The sequence below is a fragment of the Bifidobacterium biavatii DSM 23969 genome (assembly GCF_000741165.1).
GTDB classification, from domain to species: Bacteria; Actinomycetota; Actinomycetes; order Actinomycetales; family Bifidobacteriaceae; genus Bifidobacterium; species Bifidobacterium biavatii.
Genome location: NZ_JGYN01000005.1, coordinates 79,000 through 100,110 on the forward strand (window position 1 = coordinate 79,000; position 21,111 = coordinate 100,110).

Sequence of the window (21,111 nt, forward strand, 5' to 3'; positions counted from 1 at the left end):
TTCCACGCCTTGAGACAAAATCCGCGATTGTCCACGACTTGTCCACAACATGACCATACACTGTCACCAATCGTTCGCGCCGACGTAACGTTCCCGGCACGAACCGTTCTGATTCCCGGCGTTGAGGCGTGCCGGGGTCCCGGAAAACCGTCCGGTCCAGCCCATATCCATTCCGTATTGAGAGAAGACTCATGGATCTTTTTCGCAAGAAATCGGTGGATCAGCTGGTCGCTGAATCCACTCCGTTAAAGCGTACGATGCACACGTTCGATCTGACGATGCTCGGCATCGGCGCGATCATCGGCACCGGCATCTTCGTGCTGACCGGCAAGGGCGCGCTGACCGCCGGCCCGGCCCTGTCCGTGTCGTTCCTGCTGGCCGCTGTCTGCTGCGGTTTCGCCGGCCTGTGCTACGCAGAATTCGCGTCGATGGCCCCGGTTTCCGGTTCCGCCTATTCCTACTCGTACTTGGCCTTCGGCGAGCTGATAGCGTTCGTGATCGGCTGGGATCTGATCCTTGAGTACGCGCTGCAGGCGGCCACCGTGTCCGCCGGCTGGTCGGGCTATTTCAACAAGTTACTGAGCGGGTTCGGCCTGAGCCTGCCGGTCGAACTGACCGCCGCGTACGGCACCACGCCAGGTGTGACGACGTATTTCAATCTGCCCGGTTTTGTGATCGTGCTGCTCATCACATGGGTGCTGTCGATCGGCATCAACCAGACGAAGAAGACCAACGACATCATGGTCATGATCAAGCTTGCGATCATCGTGCTGTTCATCGTGTGCACCGTCTGGTACGTGAACCCCTCCAACTGGAAGCCGTTCTCCCCGTACGGCGTGTACACGTTCCAACCCGGTTCGACCCAGCCGTACGGCATCGTGCCGGCCGCATCGATCGTGTTCTTCAGCTTCATCGGCTTCGACGCCGTCTCGTCCTCCGCCGAGGAGACCGTCGAACCGAACAAGACGCTGCCGAAGGGCATTCTGCTGTCGCTGGCCGTCTCGACGGTGCTGTACATCATCATGACGCTCATCATGACCGGCATCGTGCCGTACAAGGAGTTCGCGAACTTCATCGACGCGCCGGTGGCCGGCGTGATCCTCGCAACCGGCATGAACTGGCTTGCGTTCATCGTCAATCTCGGCGCGCTCATCGGCATGACCACGGTGATGCTCGTGCAGCTGTACGGCCAGTCCCGCATCTGCTATGCGATGAGCCGCGACGGCCTGTTCCCGGAGTTCTTCGGCCACGTGCACGAGAAGTACCGCACGCCGTTCAAGGGCACGTGGTTCTTCGGCATCCTCACCGCGATCGCGGGCGGCTTCATCAACATCAACGTGCTGTTCGAGCTGGTGAACATCGGCACGCTGTCCGCGTTCATCATCGTGTCCGCCGGCATCCTGTGGATGCGCAAGACGCAGCCGAACGCGCATCGCGGCTTCCGCGCGCCGCTCGTGCCGTTCACGCCGATCTGCGCGATCGTGTTCTGCCTGATCCTGATCGCCGGCCTGAACTGGGAGACGTGGCTGCGGTTCGCTGTCTGGTTCGGTCTCGGCCTGATCGTCTACTTCGCGTACAGCCGTAAGCGCTCCAAGCTCAACAAGGCCACCGAGTAGCGCCGTCAAGCTACAACGGTCCAAACGACCACAGGAGCTCCCCTTGTCAGGGGAGCTGTCATGCGCAGGCATGACTGAGGGGTAGTCGGAAGATCATGCATCGATCTCCCGACTACCCCTCAGTCGTTATTCGTCTCTCTTTATCTGTTACCTGCGCAACATTCGCTGGAACGAGGCGGAGTCCGGCATGTGCAATGATCGACCGTATGACTCGGCCGAGCGGCCCGGAGCGTGTCGAGCGTTACACATGCCGGATTCCGCCGGTCTACGCAATAGCAGAAATCAACGAAGAATAAGTTACGTCGTTCACCACTCGTGCCGCTGGTACGCGATGCGCGTGGTGTCGGTCGGCCGGTCGATGAGCTGGATGAGCCCACAGCGCGCGAATCCGCTCGTTTCAAGCACGTGCTGCATGGCCTTGTTGTTGGGGTGCGTGTCGGCACGCACGTTGCCGTAATGCTTGAGCGCCCAGCGGATGCAGTCGCGAGCCGCGTGCTTGACGAGTCCGGACGAAGCGATGCGATGGATGGTCACATACGTGTCATCGTCCAGCCACGCGCCGTCGATGGTCTTGTACGTCGGGTCCTCGCCCGTGCACAGCGCGAACTGCGCGAGGATGCGTTCGTGGCCGTTTTGCGTGTCGACGAGCAGCATGGTGCGTCCCTGCGCGATGTCGTTGAGGATGACTTCCTCGCGAGGGAACGTGTGCCCCCACTGCGTCGGATTGCCGTTGCGAGCCATGAGTTCGCGGGCGTGCGCGTAGATTTTCTGCATCTGCGGAAAATCGCGCATGGTCGCATGGCGGAAGTGCCGAGACGGCGCATTGGACACGGTTCACCTCGCGGTCGGAAGAATACGTAACTGTCGGGATAGACTAGCACGCCGGCCACACAACCGTCGTCGGTTCGTCTGCGACGTGGCCGTTCGCATCACACGCGCAGCACGACTTTGCCGAACACGTCGCCGTCGATCACTTTGGCGAACGCGGCGGGCGCGTCGTCGATCGCGAACGTCGAATCGATCACGGGATGCAGATCGGCGTATTCGACGAAGCGCAGCAGGCGCGCGAAGTCGTCGCGCGAGCCCATCGTGTTGCCTTGCACGCGGATGTCCTGGAAGAAGATGCGCGTGAGTTCGGCGCCGGGCTGGTCGCCGGTGGTCGCGCCGCAAATCGCGATCGTGCCGCCGGGCCGCACCGATTTGACCGAATGGCTCCACGTCGCCGCGCCGACCGATTCGATCACCGCGTCGACCTTGCGGGGCAGGCGCGCGCCCGGCTCGAATGCCGCGTCGGCGCCGAGTTCCAACGCCTTGGCCCGCTTGGCTTCGGAGCGCGACGTGACGAACACTTCGAGTCCGGCCGCGTGCGCGAGCTGGATGGCCGCCGTGGATACGCCGCCGCCCGCGCCCTGCACGAGGATCGTGTCGCCGGGCTTCACGTTCGCGCTCGTGAAGACGAGCGAGTACGCGGTCAACCAGCTGGTGCCGAGCGCGGCGGCCTCGTCGAGGCTCAGGTTCGCGGGTTTGGCGAACACGTTCGCGCTCGGCACCTGCGTGCGTTCGGCCATGGTGCCCTGGTATTTTTCGGACAGGATCGTGCGGCGCTCGCCGGGCATGACTCCCGCGCCGTCGGTGCCGACGAACGTGTACAGCATGACTTCGCTGCCGGCTTTGAGCCCCTTGCGCACGGGGATGTCCTCGTCGAGGATGCCGGCCGCGTCGGTGCCGAGGATCATGGGCGTCTGCTCGGCGGCGAGGCCCACGCCTTTGAGGCTCCAAATGTCGTGGTGGTTGACGGTGGCGGCCTTGACGGACACGCTCGACCAGTACGGGCGGGGTTCCGGCTCGGGCCGCTCCCCTACTTCCAGCACGTTCAGCGGATCGTCGGCGTTGATTCCTGCGGCGTATACGGCCTTCATCGGCACTCCTTTTCGCGGCGGTTGCGTTTCGGTTCCATTCAACCACGTTCCGTCGCGGATTGGCGGATGCCGTCACGCCGCGTTGGTCCGTGCCGGAACCGTCACGCCGCCTTGGCGAACTGGCCGACGAGCGCGCTCATCCAGTCGAGCAGGTTGTCGTATTCGGCGGGCATCTGCTCGGTCAGTTCGACGATCGGCACACCGGCGCTTTTCGCGGCGGATGTGATCTGTTCGGTGGTGGAGTTGGCTTCCTGCGTGTTGACCACGAGCATGTCGATCGAGCCGTCCTTGAGCGCGTCCTGGAAGCCCTTGATGTCTGCCGGGGTCGGTTCGCTTTCGTTGGCGGACGCCTGCGCGTAGCCCTTCGGCGTGGCGTCGGTCATGCCGAGATCGTCGGCGAGATACCATGCGACGGATTCGGTGGCCGCGTACGGCTTGCCCTTGGTTGTGGCCGCAGCGCCCTTGATGCTGGTTTCGAGCTTGCTTTCGCGCTCGTGCCACGCCTTGTTGAGCTGTTCGTAAGCGCTTTTGTTGCCCGGATCGGCCTGCTGGTAGGCGGCGGTGATCGCATCGGCGGTCGCGTTGCGCACCTTGGCGGAGAACCAGACGTGCGGATTGTCGCCTTCCTTGATGCCAGCCTCGTCCGCCGCGTCGACGAGCGTCGCCTTGGTCGACCTGGCGGCCTTGGACGCCCACGGGTCGTAGTCGGCGCCGTTGACGACGGCGACCGCGGCCTTGCCGAATTTGGCGACGTCCTGACTGGTCGGCTCGTAGTCGTGCGCTTCGACGTTAGTCTTGGTCATGATGTTGGTCACGTTGACGTGGTCACCGCCGAGTTCGGCCGCGACGGATCCCCACTGGTTGATCGACGCGACGACGGCGATCTTACCGTCGTCGATTCCGCCGTTCGCGACCGCCGCGGCGTTTCCGTCGCCGCCGGCCGCCGCCGTTCCGCAGCCCGCTAGGCCCGTCATCATCACTGCAGCCATAGTTGCGACCATTGCCATCGTCGTGAGTTTCTTCCATGCAGTCATACCGTATGTTCCTCTTCTACAGTCATATGTTCCGGTTGACTCCATCACTATACATCATAAATGAGACTCATTATCATTATCAAAGAAAAAACGGCGTGTTCCACGATTCACCACTTCAGAAAACCGTTTCGACAGCAAATCGGCATCACACTGCCGCGCAATATCATGTTGCCGACTGCAACGGCGGCAACCACGACGGCTTTTTCATGCCCAGCGCATGCGGAAGCCGAGGGAGCGTTTCGGACGCAGGACCGCCCAATGTCATCGCACCGCACGCAGCGCAATGACCGGCATTCTCAAACCTTCTGACAGTCGGGGCACAGCCCGAACACCTCGAGCGTATGGGATTCGACGGTGAACCCGTGGTTCGTGGCAATCTTGCGCAGCCACGCCTCGCTCGGCGGGTCGATTTCCACGGTTTTGCCGCATTTGCGGCACACCAGATGATGATGGTGCGCATCCTCGCCGCACAGGCGGAACAGCTGCTGGCCGTCGAGCCGTATCGTGTCGGCCGCACCGGAATCGACGAGCGCGTTGAGCTGCCGGTAGACGGTGGCCAAGCCGATTTTGGTGCCCTCGTCGTCGAGTTTGCGGTGCAGTTCCTGCGCGGAGACGAAATCGTCGCATTCGCGCAGTCGCTGCATCACGGCGTCCTTCTGTCGCGTGTGCCTCACCGGTCCGTTTGTCGCCATGCGTCACTTCCTTGGCCAAGCCGGCGGACTGTCGCGTCGGCGTCATTATCAATAACAATCAGTTAATGATAATAACGCCGTTTACGCGACAACGGAAGCAATGAACGAGACAGACACGGCACAACGTCACGCCTGCGCGCGCACGTCCTCCCCGCCCTGATCCGCAGAGGCGGCAGCCACGGACGTGACGCGGCGCATGAAATCGTCAAGGAAGCGCGACTTGTTGACCGCGATCGCGACGCTCGTGGTCTTGAACGGGTCGTTGAGCCGGTCGTAGTCGCCGATGGTGCGCCCGCGCGTCGGCCCGTCGAGGTCGACCTTGAGGTTGATCGGTAGCGTGGCAACGAGCGTCGGGTCGATCGCCGTGGCAACGGCGAGCGGGTCGTGCAGGCCGCAGCCGCCGAGTCCCGGCGCGGTCTTCTCGTATGCGGCGATGTAGTAGTCGGTCATGTCGGCGAGGAACCGGCCGGCGGGCGTGCTGAGTTCGCGCCATTGCGCGGTTTCGGCGCGCGTGAGCAGCGTCTGCATGGTCACGTCGAGGCCGATCATTTCGGTGCGCACGCCGGAGCGGAACAGGTAGTCGGCGGCTTCCGGATCCTGCGAAATGTTCGCTTCGGTCCACGCGTTCACGTTGCCGGGCACAGTGAGCGCGCCTCCCATGAGCACGATGTCGCCGATCAGGTTGCGGATTTCAGGCGCGCGGCGCAGCGCGGCGGCGATGTTGGTCATGGCGCCGGTCGGCACGTACGTGAGCTCCTTGCCGTAGGTTTTGGCCGCGTCGATGATGAAGTCGACGGCCGGCTCGCTTTCCGCGTCGCGCGTCGCGTCGGGGATGTCGACGTCGCCGATGCCGTTCGCGCCGTGGATGAACGCCGATCCCTTGCTGACCGTGAACGTTTCCTTGGTTTCGGGATGGTCGATGCCGCGATAGACGGGCACTTCGGGATGTCCGAAGAGTTCGGTGACGGCGAGCGCGTTGCGTACGCCCTGGTCGACGGTCACATTGCCGTAGGTGCCGGTGATGCCGATGAGTTTGGCTTCGGGGCTGCCGAGTGCGTAGGCGATCGCGAGCGTGTCGTCGATACCGGTGTCTAGGTCGAGAATGATGTTCTTCATGATGGCCTCCTTTGCCATGCGCCGATCAACCAATACTTACTCCGTGTTCAGCGTATCGCCGCAGCGCCGCCCCACCAAGCCTTTCCCCACCACAGCCCCCAGAATTCAACCGTTCTTCATTTTGCGAATCGCGAACGAATCTGCGAGGAGGTGCCATACGAAGCCTGCGCCCCGTATCCGGTCGCAGCATAGGCCGCCACGTACGAGCCAAGACGGGCCGCGTCAGCCAGCACGAATCCGGAGGCGAGGCCAGCAAGCACGGTGCCCATGAACGCGTCACCGCAGCCGGTGGTGTCGACCGCCTCAACTCGGACCGGAGCAACACGCGTCACACCGGCACCGGCATCATCACCGTCTCCCGTCGCATCCAGAATCACCGATCCGTCGCCGCCGAGCGTGACAATCGCGTGCGCAAATCCGAGCCCGGCCATGCGTTCCCGCGCATCAGTCCAGTCGAATCCGTTCCAATCGCCGTCGGCCGGCTCGTCGACGCCGAGCATCTGCGCCATCTCGTGTTCGTTGACGAGCAGAATGTCGGCCGCATCGACCAGTTCACGCGGCAGTTGCGGCACGAACGGCGAGTTGTTGACGAGTACGGTCATGCCGGCGTCGTGCGCGATGCGCGCGGCCGCGACGACCGTGTCCATCGGGCTTTCGAGGCACAGGCCGAGCACGCTAGCCGCGGTGAGCGCGTCGCGCGACGATACGATGTAGTCGACGCTGACGTGCGCGTTGGAGCCAGGCGAGTAGACGATTGTGTTTTCGCCGTGCGCGTCCACGGTGATGACGGTGGTGCCGCTGGGGCCGGGCACGTGGCGCACGTTGGCGGTGTCGACGCCAGCTTTGCCGAGTTCGCCGAGCAGGAAGTCGGCGTTCGCGTCGTCGCCGACCGCGCCGAACAGCCGCACGTGCGCGCCGATTCGTGCCGCAGACGCGGCCTGATTGCCGGATTTGCCGCCGGGCAGGATCGTGAGCGGCCCGGCGTTCACCGTCTCCCCCGGTTTCGGCAGTCGTTCGGTCACGACCGTGTAGTCCGCGTTCATCGATCCGACCACGGCCACGTCGCCGCCGATCCGTTCCAGCATGTCCAGTGTTGCATCGTCACTTACACCGATCATGGCCATTCCTTTCGTCGGTTTCATCCCATATGCAGATTACGTCACAGCCCCGCGAACCTCCACCATTGCCCGATCGCACATGCTCAAACGCAGCCAGTATCAGCCAATCGTTCCATTCCGCAAGCGTCCGGGCATGCGGGCTGCTTCCCCACCATCGGCCCAACTGGAGTAATTCGGAATACGAATCACGGAATTTCGGGATATCAGTGCCGAAAATCCGGAATAGACATGACGAAATCTCGGAATAGAAGTGTTGAAAATCCGGAATAGACATGACGAAATCCTGACCTATATTTAACTATGCCAAGCAGGAAATCGACTTCATCGTCGAAAAAGGCGGCAGGATACGGTATGCAATCGAAGTCAAGGCCTCCGCCAGCTTCGACTCGCACGCATTCGCTACAATGGACAAACTTTCGACGACTCTGGGACTTACACAAGAGCAGCGTATCGTCGCTTATGGAGGCAACGACACATACGATACCCGCTTCGGCAGAACCATACCGGTAAGTGCGCTTACCGAGCTCATCGCATAAACACGCATTCAACCGCAACGCCTGACCATGCGCATGACGCACGCGCGTCTTTGCACACCCGATACGGCTGTGGGGTGCGTGCATCGATCGACGCACGCACCCCACAGCATTGGCCACAGACACCGACTGCAGTGCAGACTGGCCGACGACCGGCATAACGCATTGGATGTCGCCGGTCGTCAGGCCGTCCGTCTCTACCGACTATTCGAGCTCCACGGCACCCGTGTAGAGCTGCGGAGCCGTCAAACGGACAGTCCTGTGGACTGTCCGTAGGCAACGCCGAAGCACGACAGTGCTGAGGAAACATGACAGCCGGCCGTCAGGCCGTCCATTTCTGCCAACTACTCGAGTTCCACGGCACCGGTATACAGCTGGTAATACTCACCACGCTGAGCGATGAGCTCGTCATGCGAACCGCGTTCGATGATGTTGCCATGGTCGAGCACCATGATCACGTCGGAGTTGCGCACGGTGGACAGGCGGTGCGCGATGACGAACACGGTGCGACCCTTCATGAGCGCGTCCATGCCGGCCTGCACGACTTCCTCGGTGCGCGTGTCGATCGACGAGGTGGCCTCGTCGAGAATCAACGCTGGAGAGTCGGCAACGGCGGCGCGCGCGATGGAGATCAGCTGGCGCTGGCCCTGCGACAAGCCGGAGCCGTCGCCTTCGAGCACGGTCTGGTAGCCCTGCGGCAGCATGCGGATGAAGCCGTCGGCGTTCACGAGCTTCGCGGCCTCGATGCACTCCTCGTCGGTGGCGTTGAGGCGGCCGTAGCGGATGTTGTCCATCACAGTGCCGGTGAACAGGTTGACGTCCTGCAGCACGATGCCGAGCGAGCGGCGCAGGTCGGGCTTGCGGATGTTCTTCACGTCGATGCCGTCGTAGAGGATCTGGCCTTCCTGAATGTCGTAGAACCGGTTGATCAGGTTGGTGACCGTGGTCTTGCCAGCGCCGGTGGCGCCCACCAAGGCCATCTTCTGGCCAGGCTTGGCGAACCATGTGATGTCGTGCAGCACTGGCTTGTCGGGGTTGTAGCCGAAGGTCACGTTGGTGAAGCGCACGTCGCCCTGCAGGAGCGTAAGGCGCCCGTCGGGCGAGGTGATGGCCTGTTCTTTGGCCTTGAGCGCAACCTCGCGAGCCTTGCCGTGCAGTTTTTCGGCGGCCTTGAGCGAGCGCGTGCCGTCGTCGCCGGCTTCGCGCTTCCACGCCCAGTGGCCGGTTTCGTGGTCGACTTCGGTCATCGTGCGGCCGTCCGAGGCGAGCTCGACGTTGACGAGTGTGACGGTACCGTCGTCGGATTCGACCGGCTCGTCCATGAGCGCGAAGATGCGGGAGGCGCCGGCGAGCGCCATCATCACCATGTTGAGCTGCATGGAGACCTGGCCGAGCGGGTTGATGAACGAGCGGGACAGGGTGAGCAGGGAGATGAGCGTGCCGAGCGTGAGCGTGCCGAAGCCGTTGAGGCCGACGTTGCCGACGCCGCCGAGTGCCATCGCGCCGCCGATGATGGCGAGCAGGATGTAGAGCATGTAGCCCATGTTGCCGACGATCGGCATGGTGACGTTGCCCCACGTGTTCGCCGCGGCCGAAGCCTCGAACAGCTCGTCGTTCTTCTCGTCGAAGGTTTTCTGCGTGGTGTCCTCGTGGTTGAAGACCTTGATGACCTTCTGACCGTTGACGGATTCCTCGACGAACGCGTTAACGTCGCCGATCCACTGCTGCTGCTTGACGAAGTATCGTCCGGCGCGGCCGACGACCGTGCGGATCACGAAGAACAGCAGCACGGTGAACAGCAGTACGAACGCGGTGAGCGGAATGGACAGCCACAGCATGGAGACGACGGCGGCGATCGCGGAGATCGCGGAGGCGAACATCTGCGGGAACGACTGGCTGATGGCCTGGCGCAGCGTGTCGGTGTCGTTGGTGTAGCGGCTCATGATGTCGCCGTGTTCGTTGGTGTCGAAGTAGCGGATCGGCAGGTACTGCTGGTGGGCGAACATGTCGTCGCGGATCTTTTTGAGCGTGCCCTGTTCGACGGTGACGATGAGCCACTGCCACAGCCAGCTGGAGACGATGCCGGCGACGTACAGGCAGCCCATGAGCGTGATGGCGCGCAGCAGCGGCCCCCAGTCAGGATCGGTCGCGCCGACCATCGGCAGGATGTACGTGTCGATGAGCGACTGGAGGAACAGCGCGGAGCCCGCCTGTGCGGCCGCGCCGACGAGGATGCAGGCGACGATGGCAACGACGCGCCACCGGTATTGCATGATGTACCCGAAGATGCGCTTGGTGGTGCCGGGGGCGGGTTTGCCCATGCCCGGCTTGCGGTTCTTGAAGTTCTGCTTCGCGTCGCTCATCGCGCTTCTCCTTCCTGTTCGTTGGCGTGTGCGCCGGCCTGTTCGTCGACGCGTTCGCTGGCGCGTTCCGCTTCGGCGCGCACGGCGGCGGCTTCGCGTGCGGCGGCCGCGTCGAGCGCGGCCTGGCCTTCGGCGGTGTTCTTGGTCTGGGATTCGTAGATGGACCGGTATTCGTCGCAGGTTTCGAGCAGTTCGTCGTGCGTGCCGCGGGCCATGATGCGACCGTTGTCCATGACGAGGATCATGTCGGATTCCTGCACGGAGGCGACGCGCTGGGCGATGATGATCTTGGTCGTGTCCGGGATTTCGTTGTGGAACGCCGCGCGGATCAGCTTGTCGGTCTTGGTGTCGACTGCCGAGGTCGAGTCGTCGAGGATCAGGATCTTCGGCTTTTTGAGCAGCGCTCGCGCGATGCACAGGCGCTGTCGCTGGCCGCCAGACACGTTGGTGCCGCCCTGTTCGATGTACGTGTCGTACTTGTCGGGGAATTCCTGGATGAAGCCGTCGGCCTGCGCGAGTTGGCATGCGTGGCGGATCTCCTCGTCGGTGGCGTTCGGGTTGCCCCAGCGCAGGTTTTCGGCGATGGTGCCGGAGAACAGCACGTTCTTCTGCAGCACCATCGCGACCTGGTCGCGCAGGACTTCGAGGTCGTAGTCGCGCACGTCGACGCCGCCAACCTTGAGCGAGCCGGAGCTTACGTCGTACAGTCGCGGCACGAGCTGCACCAGCGACGACTTGGCAGAACCGGTGCCGCCGACGATGCCGACGGTCATGCCAGAACGGATGTCGAGGTCAATGTCGTCGAGCACCGGCTTTTCGGAACTGTCGGAATAGCGGAACGTGACGTGGTCGAATTCGATCGAGCCGTCGGTGACGGCCGTGACCGGCTTGGCCGGGTTCGTCACGGTGCTTTCCTCCTGCAGCACCTGGCAGATGCGTTCGGCGGACGCCTGCGAGATGATGAACATGACGAAGATCATCGACAGCATCATCATGGACATGAGGATCTGCATCGCGTACGTCACCAGTGCGGTCAGGTCGCCGGTGGTGAGGCCCAGCGCGGCGTTGTTGCCGGAGGCGACGATCTGCTGCGCGCCCATCCATGCGATGAGGATCATGGAGGCGTAGATGCAGAACATCATGATCGGGCTGTTGAAGCTCATGATGCGTTCGGCGAGCGTGAAGTCCTTGAAGATGCGCTTGGAGATGCGGTCGAACTTGGAGATTTCGTGGGCTTCGCGGTTGTAGGACTTGACGACGCGGATGCCCTGCAGGTTCTCATCGACGACGTTGTTGAGCGCGTCGTACGTGTGGAACACGCGCTCGAACACGGGGTGGACGAGCACGGCGAGACCGCACAGGCCGAGTCCAAGGATCGGGATGCATGCAAGGAACACCATCGAAATGGACGGCGAGATGCGGAACGAGAAGATCCACGCGATCACGACCATGATCGGGGCGCGCACGCCCATGCGGACCATCATGCCGTACGCCATCTGCAGGTTGGTCACGTCGGTGGTCAGTCGCGTGATGATCGAGCCGGTGGAGAACCGGTCGATGTTGGTGAAGCTGAACGCCTGCACCTTCTCGAACTGGTCGCGGCGCAGGTTCTTCGCGAAGCCCGCCGCGGCGACGGCCGCGAATCGTCCGGCGAGGAAGCCGCTGCCCAGCGAGATGATCGAACAGACAAGCAGGATCAGACCGAACTTGACGATGGCCGGCATGCTGCCGCCGCTGATGCCCTGGTCGATGAGCGAGGCCATGACCGTGGGGATCAGAATTTCCAGAATGCTTTCGATGAACACGAACAGCGGCGCGAGCAGGCTTTCCTTCCTGTATTCGCGCAATGATCCGGCCAGTGTGCGGATGACGTGCTTAGGCCGGTCGGGCTCGACGGCCTTGCGCGACCGTTCGATGGCCGCTTCGGTGGCGGTTGGGTTGTCGCTCATTTGCTTTCCTCCTTCATATCGTCCATGTCGTTCATGTCGTCGTCACGCTCCCTGTCCGGCCCGCGTTCCGGAATCATCGTCTCGCGGAATCGCGGGCCCTCGTGATCGTGTTCGAAATCCTTCTGCGCTTCGTCGATGTTGTCTCTCATGTGCCGGATGCACATCCGCAGGGTTTCCTGTTCCAACGGTGTGAGCCCCTCCACCAGCAGCCGTTCGGTCCGTTCGCCGTTCGCCTTGAGGTCGGCGACGATGTCGTCGGCGGCGGGCGTGAGCACGATGCGCTTGAGCCGTGCGTCGTGCGGCACCGGTTCACGCACGATCAACCCTTTCTTTTCCATGAGGGCGAGCACGCGAGACGCCGTGGACCGCGTGATGCAGAACTTCTGCTCGATGGTGTGCTGGTAGATCGGCTTGTCGCGATTGCGGTCGAGGAAAATGATGATGCGCGCGTTACCGCCGGTGGCCGCCCGGGCTGATTCAGGCATGGTTTCGCCCAGATACCGGTCCACCGCCTTGGTGAGCATGCGCATTTCGACGCTGAGGACATGTTGGTCCATATTCCTCCCATCACTACACACTGCATATCGTTCCACATGCAACAGTTGCATATGCAACATCCGAGAATAATACGTACCCCATACAACAGTTGCACATGCAACAATCCGCGTGTCGCAAAGCGCCGCGCGAATACTGTGCTCTAGAGCACATAAACATTTAGCAATGTGCTCGAAAATAATGTAATCGCAAGCACATTATTCCGAATATCGGAGATACCGTTGCATCAGAAGTTGCAGCACGAACAATTCCGATGAGACGACCGTCACTGGAGCACGTAGGTTTTGACTTTGGAATCGTAGTGGCCGTTGATGTAGGGACCGTTGTCGCTTTGCGCGGAGGCGTTCCAGTCGAGCGGCACGACGGTCAGGCCGGACCGGTTGGTCACGTTGTACAGGATGTCGTAGATGTCGATGCTTTGTCCGGGGCCGACCGATGTGTCGGGCGCGTTGAACGCGTAGCGTTTCGTGCCCACGGTTTTGCCGGACGCGTCACGCAGTTCGTAGCCGATGGAAATCATGCTGAACGTGCCAGCGGTGTAGTTGCGGACCGTCATGTGCAGCTCGTGCGAGTCCGGACCATACTCTTCGCGTTCGGAATATCCTTCGACGGCGATAAGCAGCCCTCCGGCCTTGTTCAGGCCGCCGCCGGCCGCCGACGCATCGGCCTTGAGTTTCTTGTTCGCCGCCTCAAGTTCCTTGTTTTTGGCGGTCAGATCGTTATTTTTCTTCGTCAGATCGTCGTTTTTCGCACTCAGTTCGTCGTTGCTGGTCTGCAGCGACCCACGATCGTCCAGCACCTCGCCGTACTTGGTTTTCAGCTCTTTGAGCTGTGCGTCGCGATCAGCTAACTGCTTGGATATGACGTCGACCTGCCGTGCGGACTGTGCTCCGTTCGCGGCCCAACCAGCGCCGAACGCGCCCGCCAGCACCAGCGCAACCGCAGCGATCGCCGCGATGATCGGCGCGGCAATCGGCGCACGCAGCGCCGACCGCCAATCATGCTTTCCGTCGCCGTCGTCTTTCCCCGCTTTCGGAGAGTTCTTCACCGACGTATCGTCCACGATCTTCCCTTCTCCGCAACAACCACCAATCTGCACTCCGCCGCTCTACTCCATCGTAGAAGCTCATCCGCTCCCCCACCCCATCCCCACATGAACAACCAGTGAACACCACCGCGCGATGAAAACGGCATTGCGCTCACGCGCAATACCACGTTCCCGGCGGCGGCCCAGCCGCCGCGTTCGCATGTGTCCAACGCACTATGATGCTGGCGGTAGCCTCGGCCCCTCGGCTAGGCCGAGCCGTGAAGAAAACAGTCCAGTGGACTGTTTTTAGGCGAGGAGCGAGCGATAGCGAGCCAACAATAATGCTCGCGAAGCGAGTCCATAATTGCAGGACGCTGGCACGCGAAGCGTGACTGAGGGAGCGTCGCGGCCGAAGGCCGCCAACAAACAGCATCGCGCGATAGCGCGATTCCAATACAACCGACGCCACCACCAACAAAAAGAGTGGGAGCCCCACAAGGAAAACTCCCACTCAATGGTCATTGACAATCAGCAGCACGCTACTTCAAACTCTGCCAGGCAACACCCTCCTGACGATAAAATCGTCCCTTCCGGGGGGCAAAATTGAAAAAAATGCAACTTTGCCCCCCGGAAGAAGGATTTTTCCATGTCGTTATATCCAAGGGAACGATATCTGAAGCGCCTGCGACCCTTCTTCGACGACACGGATCTCATCAAAGTGATCACCGGCATCCGCCGATGCGGCAAGTCGTCGTTGATGTCATGCGTCGCCGACGAGCTGCGGCAGCGCGGCGTGGCTGAGCGAAGCATCGTGTTTCTGAACCTCGACAGTCGAGAACTGCGCAAAGTGACCACTCCCGATGCTCTCGACCACGCCATAGAAGAACGGATTCCCGATAGCGGCTTCGTATACCTGTTCATCGACGAAGTGCAGAACGTCAACGGTTTTGAGACGGTGGTCAACGCGTATCGCGAAGATGGCCGGTTCTCCATCTTCATCACCGGGTCGAACTCATACCTGCTGTCCGGCGAATTGGCGACCAAGCTTACCGGCAGATACGTGGAACTGGAAATGTACACGCTTTCCTACTGCGAGTATCTCAGCATGATGCGATTCCTCGGGATGCGAGCCGAAAGTGGCATGGCGTCGTTCAACGACTATCTGACCTACGGCGGTTTCCCCAAGGCACTGGAATACGACGATCCGGATGCTAAGGCCCTGTACATTCAAGACGTGATCCGGCAGATCTTCGAGAAGGACATCACCGCACACAGCCGGATCACGAACCGCGACACGTTCGAGCGCATGCAATCGTATCTGATCAACAACTATGCGTCTCCCACCAATCTGACGCACATCGCGCAGTATCTGCAGCATAGCGAACACGTATCCGTCAAGCGGGAGACGCTGGCCAAATACGTGCGCATGCTCGAGAACGCCAAGATCCTGTACAAGTGCCCCCGCTTCGACCTCCGATCGCGCAAGTCGCTGCGAGGCGGAGAAAAATACTACATAGCCGATCCGGGCGTCTACTTCGCGCGCAACGTTGACACGAGGCTCAGTTACGGGCCGGCGTTGGAAAACGCGCTGTACCTGCATCTGCGATCGAAGGGCTACGAAGTCAGCGTGGGAAAGATCGGAAAGCTTGAGTGCGATTTCATCGTTCGCAAACGCAGCCGATACGCGTACGTTCAAGTGTCCATGAGCGTGCTTGACCCGCAGGTTGAGGAGCGTGAATACCGGCCTTTTACCATGATTCGCGATTCCTACCCTCGCTACCTGTTTACGCTCGATCCACTTCCGCTCCAACGAGACGGCGTACGCCACCTCAACCTCATCGAATTCCTCGCCAACGACGGAGACCTAGAATCCGACTAATGCGTAACGCACAGGACAGGCTACCTCCAGCGTTCGCTTCACGGCTCGCCCTAGCTAAGGAAGCCTGCAAGGCGTGTTATAGATTTCTGGCTTCAAGATCGTAAAACCATCTGATGCTGGCGGTAGCCTCGGCCCCCTCGGCTGAGGGGGCTCCCGGCGAAGCCGGGTGGGGGAGCGTCGCGGCCAAAGGCCGCCTAGCAACACAGCATCGCGCGCAGCGCGATTCCAACGCACACGCCATCACCAACAACAAAAAGTGGGAGCCCCAAGGAAAGCTCCCACTCAATAGCCATTGACAATCAGCAGCACGCTACTTCAGGCTCTGCCAGGCAACGCCCTCCTGACGCCAACCAGCAGCACCAACCTTCTCATACTCGACCTTGTTGGTCGTGTACACGTGCTCACCACTATTCGGGTTATACAAACGATACACCGGCGTGCCAGCCGTGGCATCCACATACCAGGCAACACCCTCGTCCTTCCAACCCAACTTGACCAGATGATCATGCTCAGCCTTGTTCATCGTCCAGTTATGGTTGCCGTCATGACGGTTGTACTCGCGATACACCGGACGAAGGTTCTTGTTCGACGTATCCTTGGCAACCGCCTTAAACGAGACACCCTCATCACGCCAACCAAGCTTCACCAAGTAATCACGCTCAGCCTTGCTCGTCGTGTAATGATGCAAACCGGAATTACGGTTGTACACGCGATACACGGGAACCGCGGTCATCGACGGCTTGGACGGCTGTTCAGGCTCACTCGGCTCAGACGGTTCGCTCGGCTCCGAAGGCTCAGACGGCTGATCAGGATTCGACTCGTTCTTCTTCTTCAGAGCGCCCTGAGCCTCGGACAGCGTCTTGGCCGCCGTATCGACATCGGCCGGCGTCGCCTTGTCGTTGGCTGCGACCTTCTTGGCTTCGGCCAACGCATCGGAGAACGCCTTCCACGAATCGGCCGTGTAATCGGACTGCTGGAGCTTCCCGGCCGCCGCGATCGCATCATTCAGCTTGGTCTTGTCGGCCTTGGCAGGAGTCTGCTCGCCGACCGTTACGATAAGGTTGGCGCTGATTCCACTGAATGCAGTCGCAGTGATGGTTGCAGATCCTGCCTTCACACCGACGATACGACCATTCGCATCCACGGTCACGACCGATGGATCGCTCGATGCCCATGTAATACCATTCATGGTCACGCCCGCCGGCTTCAGTTCCACACCCACCGACGTGGATTCGCCAATCTTCAATGACAACGTCTTATCCGACAGGCTGATGTCCGTAGGAACCGTAATTTTGTCTTGCTGGACGAGTGCAGTACTGGCCTGCGATTCCGTCTTGCCGTCACCATTCTGGTCCACGTCCACGGTGGAATCGCCGTCCGTGTTCACCTTGGCAATCGTGAACAAACTGTCAGGTGTCACACGCAGATGATTGGTGCGGTGTATAATTCGCTCACCGCCGGCCTGCACATCGGTGGAGAACACGAACATGCCGTTGTCGGTACCGCGAGCCTTAAACGAGTACTCGTTAGGAGCACCATGCAGGGTCAATAGTTTGACCGAATCGTCATCCACCTTGAATGATTCGAATACATCCTTCCCTGCAGTAAGACGATTCTCCTTCGAGGTAAGTGTGGCGACCTTTTGCCCGTTGCGGTATACATCCACATCAAGCGGGCACATGAAAGTCGCATACCACAGGTACGGATCCTTATCTACCGTGGGCGCAGAAGGGTTAATCTGGCTGCCGAATAAACCATCAATGATCTTAGTATGAGTTATGGCCGTCTCTTTCTGCTCGGCATCCACCCAACGACCGTAATCCTTGATAATTGTTTGACCCGTTGGAAGTTTGATTCCACCCGTTGCGATCTCGTCAGATGAAACCGTCTTTTCTCCAAGCTTATTTATGCTTAATAGCATAGCCATATCAAAGAAAGCATAATTTGCTTTCTTAAGCTTAACCACGGGGTCAGAATTCTCATCCAAGAACGAAGACAAATCATTTTGATACCCGATAGATAATGATTTTGCAATTTCCGTCTGAATAGCCATGGTACGGCATACCGACGTTGCATCAGCAACACTCTTATTCAATGCAACACCTATATCAATACCTTTCAAGACAGCAGATACAGCAGATACAGCAGAAGTAAAGGTAGTACCAAACATCCCTTTGTCCACAGCATTATCCAATACAGCATTGAAAGCTTTTTCAATCAGATCCGGCCCTACCGCGTCCGCCACATACTCGAAATCATCCTCAATACTTTTATCTTTACGGTTAACTTCTGTAGCGAGATTCTCGGCAGCTTTTTTAACCCCAGAGATATCGGAATTATTCGCGATGCCATTAAGAATTCGAACATATAGATCAGCATTATCTTGAAGCGCCCGCAACTTCATCAACTGATCGAATGCCTCATATACCATTTTAACATCTTCGGCAGCATCCGTAATAGATTCAACCTTTTCAACTGCCTCAACCGCCTTAGCACTCTTGAACTTCTTATTCAATCCAGATATCTGCACCCACTGTTCCATAAACTTAGACGAAGTAACTTCCTCTGTTGCCTTCGAAACAGCGGACGAGGCATCAGCATCCGAAATTCCTTGTTTGTTAACTGATTCCAAATACACTTTATTAATGTGCTCGAGGCACTCAGAAACACTCATTATTTGTTCAGTTGAATCACTAACAATAGAAACCGTTTCTTCAATGGCATTCGATAATGTCTCAAAAGACCTGCGTGTTTTCTCGTCAGTATTCGCTTGAACTTGTTTCTCGACCCATTGTTGCATCAAATCCAGAAACTCAACCATTGAGTTATTTAAAGATTTACCGGTTATCTCTTTCTCGGATTCAAAAATAACTGCATACAATGTCTCTTCAGCTTGCGCTTCTGTAGGCTTCCACCCGGTTATCCACTTACGATCAGCAACAGATTGAAGAAGATTCCATAAAGCCCCATACGCGCCCATACCGGTAATACGAGCAGCTACCGCATATTGTTGATACAGCATCGGTGATATGTTCTTCCCGTTATATGGGTCAGGATTCACATACTGATTCAACTCCGAGGAAACTTCCGAATCGTAATACCATGAATTCACACGATCGACCAGCTGGAAGTCCATGTTGATGTCCTTCACCGGCAGAGACGCGGATGCTTCTACGTCTCCAGCCGATGTGGAGACTTTCGCCGACGCAGTGAACTGATCTACACGCTTGCTCATGTAGTACGGTCTGATATACACGTCGAAATCCGCGATCTTCTGGGTCCAGCTGCTTGGTGTATCCGGACCTTCGTATGTTTGGAGCAGATCCTTCACGTCCTTGGATTGCACTTCTCCCTTACGATCAAAACTCAGATTTTCAGGTAAGGTCACTACAGCCGAATTCACCGACACATCAGTGGTGCTTGTCTGAGCACGATCTACAGTAACGGATAGTTCAAGCGGAAGTTTAGCTCCAATATACGAGCCATTATTGAACCATGCCTGATCCGCCAAGAACGAGAGAGAGGCAGATACTTTATCCTTGGACTCTGTTTCACCTGGGTTGGCTAGTTTTCGAGGAGTGCTGTAGCGCCAGGGATTCTTATCGTTGTCACCGTAACCGAGGCCCCACGGAACATAACCCATCGCCCATAGGCTGCCGTCGGTCTTAATGACATATGACTCAAAGTCTCCGCCGTAAAGATCATCATAACCAGAAAAGATTACATCAGCTATACCAGGCTCAATATTGACTTTTACCGGTGCAGATATTTCCTTATCATTATTACCGATTCCGAGTTGCCCATTAGAGTTTTGCCCCCATGCCCACAAAGTACCATCGTTCTTTACAATGAAGAAAGAACCATGATCTGTATAGACGTCACTTACGTCCTTCATGGTTTGCGTGAAATGCAAAGTACCAGAATAGTCATCGTTGGCCATGAATAGGGTTCCGTCGCGCTTCAGCGCAAAAACCTCCGGCCCATACCGCACCGCTGAAGCCGCAGCAATCTTCTTGATACCTTCAAGTTCCGGGACTCGAGAAGGAATGGAAGACTCCTTCCAGGTCAACACATGACCATCACTCGTCAATGCCAGATTCGCATACCAATTCTGTTGCCGAGCAACAATTTGAGAGACACCGATGCCAGATAATCCGTCAATCTTTACCGGGGTGGCGTATCCGCCCTGCGGATGTTCAATACCTAGGCTGTCACCATCACCCCAACCATAAACAGACCCATCTTTTGTAAAAGCCCACACATGATTATCTTTATCTAGCCTTGCATACACGCTTTCTACATTGTTTAGATTTACCTTCGTAGGAGTAGAGACAATACCCCGAGCATTCCCGATACCCAATCGAGACCGTTCACTCTCTCCCCACGCCCATAAGGTTCCATCATTTTTCACAGCAAATATACAGTGCTCTTGGACGATAATCTGCTTGACATTAGTCATGCCCGGTATCGGGGTCGGCTTCACAATAGCCTGCTCTTTGTCCACACCATTACCTGCGACACCATATCGGTTATAGCCCCACCCCCATAATGAACCATCATTCTTCAGAGCAAAAACGAATCCACCATCCGTTTCCACATCTTTCACGTCGAAAATACCCGGAACTTTGGTTGGACTGATTACACGATTTTGATCATCCTTTAAACCAGCTATCCACGGTAATCCTGTATTTCCTGAAGGCAAATCCCAATACCCCACCAGAGACGGATCAGCATTGCAATTATAGTATTGCGAAGAATGAATATAAGTGTCTCGTTCCCAACAATAGTCCCAATCAAAAAATAGATCATTTCGCCCCCATGCCCATACCGATCCATCATCGGCAACGGCATAGGCCGAACCATCCGTAAAGGTGCTGATATCCTGAACACCTTTAAACTCAGCACTCGGCTCATTCGCATTCGCGGTTTGGTCAACTATCATGCCGGAAATCAGCATGGCCAATGCGCAGACGAATCCGACCACGACTTTCAGAGATCTTCCCAGTTTCATTCCGACTGGAACTTTGGATGTGTACGTCTTCATGACGTTGCTCTTTTCTCTCGCGACACCTCAATGTCTAGGAACTCCCGGGAATCGAACAGCTGGTTCACAGGAAATCCTAGGAAAATCATCGCCCCCCCCCCCCAAGACTTGGCGGGGCGGGTCGTCACGGCCACTGTGGAATCGCGCTATCGCGCGATGCTGTGCTTGTTGGCGGCGCGTAGCACCGCGAACGCTCCCCCAGTCACGCTGCGCGTGACAGCCCCCTCAGCCGAGGGGGCCAAGAGCTACCGCCAGCACTGTGAAGC

13 protein-coding genes are annotated in these 21,111 nt (G+C 58.6%); 2 read left to right on the plus strand and 11 right to left on the minus strand.

The genetic code is table 11. The features are described from left to right. Positions 1 to 191: 191 nt before the first annotated feature. Positions 192 to 1,616 (plus strand): APC family permease, encoded by a 1,425-nt coding sequence (locus tag BBIA_RS02725; RefSeq protein ID WP_033496104.1) that lies wholly within the window; start codon positions 192 to 194, stop codon positions 1,614 to 1,616. Between the two features lie 306 nt (positions 1,617 to 1,922). Here the strand turns inward: BBIA_RS02725 and BBIA_RS02730 are convergent, their stop codons facing one another. From BBIA_RS02730 to BBIA_RS02775, 10 genes are all read right to left on the minus strand, one after another. Next, positions 1,923 to 2,408 (minus strand): GNAT family N-acetyltransferase, encoded by a 486-nt coding sequence (locus tag BBIA_RS02730; protein WP_051923687.1) that lies wholly within the window; start codon positions 2,406 to 2,408, stop codon positions 1,923 to 1,925. Positions 2,409 to 2,545: 137 nt separating this feature from the next. After that, the gene (locus tag BBIA_RS02735; protein WP_033496108.1) at positions 2,546 to 3,535 is read right to left on the minus strand and encodes a zinc-binding dehydrogenase; all 990 of its coding nucleotides are present in this window, start codon (positions 3,533 to 3,535) and stop codon (positions 2,546 to 2,548) included. 101 nt (positions 3,536 to 3,636) lie between these two features. Then, the gene (locus BBIA_RS02740; protein WP_033496152.1) at positions 3,637 to 4,542 is read right to left on the minus strand and encodes a metal ABC transporter solute-binding protein, Zn/Mn family; all 906 of its coding nucleotides are present in this window, start codon (positions 4,540 to 4,542) and stop codon (positions 3,637 to 3,639) included. A gap of 323 nt (positions 4,543 to 4,865) precedes the next feature. Then, positions 4,866 to 5,261, minus strand: a complete 396-nt coding sequence (locus BBIA_RS02745) for a Fur family transcriptional regulator (RefSeq protein ID WP_033496110.1) — start codon at positions 5,259 to 5,261, stop codon at positions 4,866 to 4,868. Positions 5,262 to 5,387: 126 nt separating this feature from the next. Then, positions 5,388 to 6,377 carry a nucleoside hydrolase gene (locus tag BBIA_RS02750; protein WP_033496112.1) on the minus strand — a complete coding sequence of 330 codons (990 nt, stop codon included), beginning with the start codon at positions 6,375 to 6,377 and terminating at the stop codon, positions 5,388 to 5,390. Positions 6,378 to 6,493: 116 nt separating this feature from the next. After that, positions 6,494 to 7,495, minus strand: a complete 1,002-nt coding sequence (locus BBIA_RS02755) for a ribokinase (RefSeq protein WP_152600652.1) — start codon at positions 7,493 to 7,495, stop codon at positions 6,494 to 6,496. An 877-nt stretch (positions 7,496 to 8,372) separates the two neighbouring features. After that, positions 8,373 to 10,391: an ABC transporter ATP-binding protein gene (locus BBIA_RS02760; protein ID WP_033496114.1), complete on the minus strand. Its 2,019-nt coding sequence runs from the start codon at positions 10,389 to 10,391 to the stop codon at positions 8,373 to 8,375. Further along, positions 10,388 to 12,340 carry an ABC transporter ATP-binding protein gene (locus BBIA_RS02765; RefSeq protein WP_033496116.1) on the minus strand — a complete coding sequence of 651 codons (1,953 nt, stop codon included), beginning with the start codon at positions 12,338 to 12,340 and terminating at the stop codon, positions 10,388 to 10,390. The genes BBIA_RS02760 and BBIA_RS02765 overlap by 4 nt, the downstream gene beginning before the upstream one ends. Then, positions 12,337 to 12,897, minus strand: a complete 561-nt coding sequence (locus BBIA_RS02770; protein WP_081891885.1) for a MarR family winged helix-turn-helix transcriptional regulator — start codon at positions 12,895 to 12,897, stop codon at positions 12,337 to 12,339. Before BBIA_RS02770 ends, BBIA_RS02765 begins: the two co-directional genes overlap by 4 nt. A 263-nt stretch (positions 12,898 to 13,160) precedes the next feature. After that, complete coding sequence (locus BBIA_RS02775; RefSeq protein WP_033496118.1) at positions 13,161 to 13,958, minus strand: cell division protein ZapB; 798 nt, start codon at positions 13,956 to 13,958, stop codon at positions 13,161 to 13,163. A 610-nt stretch (positions 13,959 to 14,568) separates the two neighbouring features. On the opposite strand from BBIA_RS02775, the gene BBIA_RS02780 reads away from it, so the two are divergent. Further along, on the plus strand, positions 14,569 to 15,801 hold the full coding sequence (locus BBIA_RS02780) for an ATP-binding protein (protein WP_033496120.1): 1,233 nt from the start codon (positions 14,569 to 14,571) through the stop codon (positions 15,799 to 15,801). Between the two features lie 310 nt (positions 15,802 to 16,111). Here the strand turns inward: BBIA_RS02780 and BBIA_RS13665 are convergent, their stop codons facing one another. Then, positions 16,112 to 20,845, minus strand: coding sequence for an Ig-like domain-containing protein (locus BBIA_RS13665; protein WP_081891887.1), 4,734 nt, complete (start codon positions 20,843 to 20,845; stop codon positions 16,112 to 16,114). Positions 20,846 to 21,111 lie beyond the last annotated feature (266 nt).

Excerpts from the sequence above, each read along its gene's own strand:
- BBIA_RS02730 (WP_051923687.1), bottom strand. The coding sequence starts at position 2,408 with ATGCGCGATTTTCCGCAGATGCAGAAAATCTACGCGCACGCCCGCGAA.
- BBIA_RS02740 (WP_033496152.1), bottom strand. The coding sequence starts at position 4,542 with ATGGCAATGGTCGCAACTATGGCTGCAGTGATGATGACGGGCCTAGCG.
- BBIA_RS02755 (WP_152600652.1), bottom strand. The coding sequence starts at position 7,495 with ATGATCGGTGTAAGTGACGATGCAACACTGGACATGCTGGAACGGATC.
- BBIA_RS13665 (WP_081891887.1), bottom strand. The coding sequence starts at position 20,845 with ATGAAGACGTACACATCCAAAGTTCCAGTCGGAATGAAACTGGGAAGA.
- BBIA_RS02745 (WP_033496110.1), bottom strand. The coding sequence starts at position 5,261 with ATGGCGACAAACGGACCGGTGAGGCACACGCGACAGAAGGACGCCGTG.
- BBIA_RS02770 (WP_081891885.1), bottom strand. The coding sequence starts at position 12,897 with ATGGACCAACATGTCCTCAGCGTCGAAATGCGCATGCTCACCAAGGCG.
- BBIA_RS02765 (WP_033496116.1), bottom strand. The coding sequence starts at position 12,340 with ATGAGCGACAACCCAACCGCCACCGAAGCGGCCATCGAACGGTCGCGC.
- BBIA_RS02750 (WP_033496112.1), bottom strand. The coding sequence starts at position 6,377 with ATGAAGAACATCATTCTCGACCTAGACACCGGTATCGACGACACGCTC.
- BBIA_RS02735 (WP_033496108.1), bottom strand. The coding sequence starts at position 3,535 with ATGAAGGCCGTATACGCCGCAGGAATCAACGCCGACGATCCGCTGAAC.
- BBIA_RS02760 (WP_033496114.1), bottom strand. The coding sequence starts at position 10,391 with ATGAGCGACGCGAAGCAGAACTTCAAGAACCGCAAGCCGGGCATGGGC.
- BBIA_RS02725 (WP_033496104.1), top strand. The coding sequence starts at position 192 with ATGGATCTTTTTCGCAAGAAATCGGTGGATCAGCTGGTCGCTGAATCC.
- BBIA_RS02780 (WP_033496120.1), top strand. The coding sequence starts at position 14,569 with ATGTCGTTATATCCAAGGGAACGATATCTGAAGCGCCTGCGACCCTTC.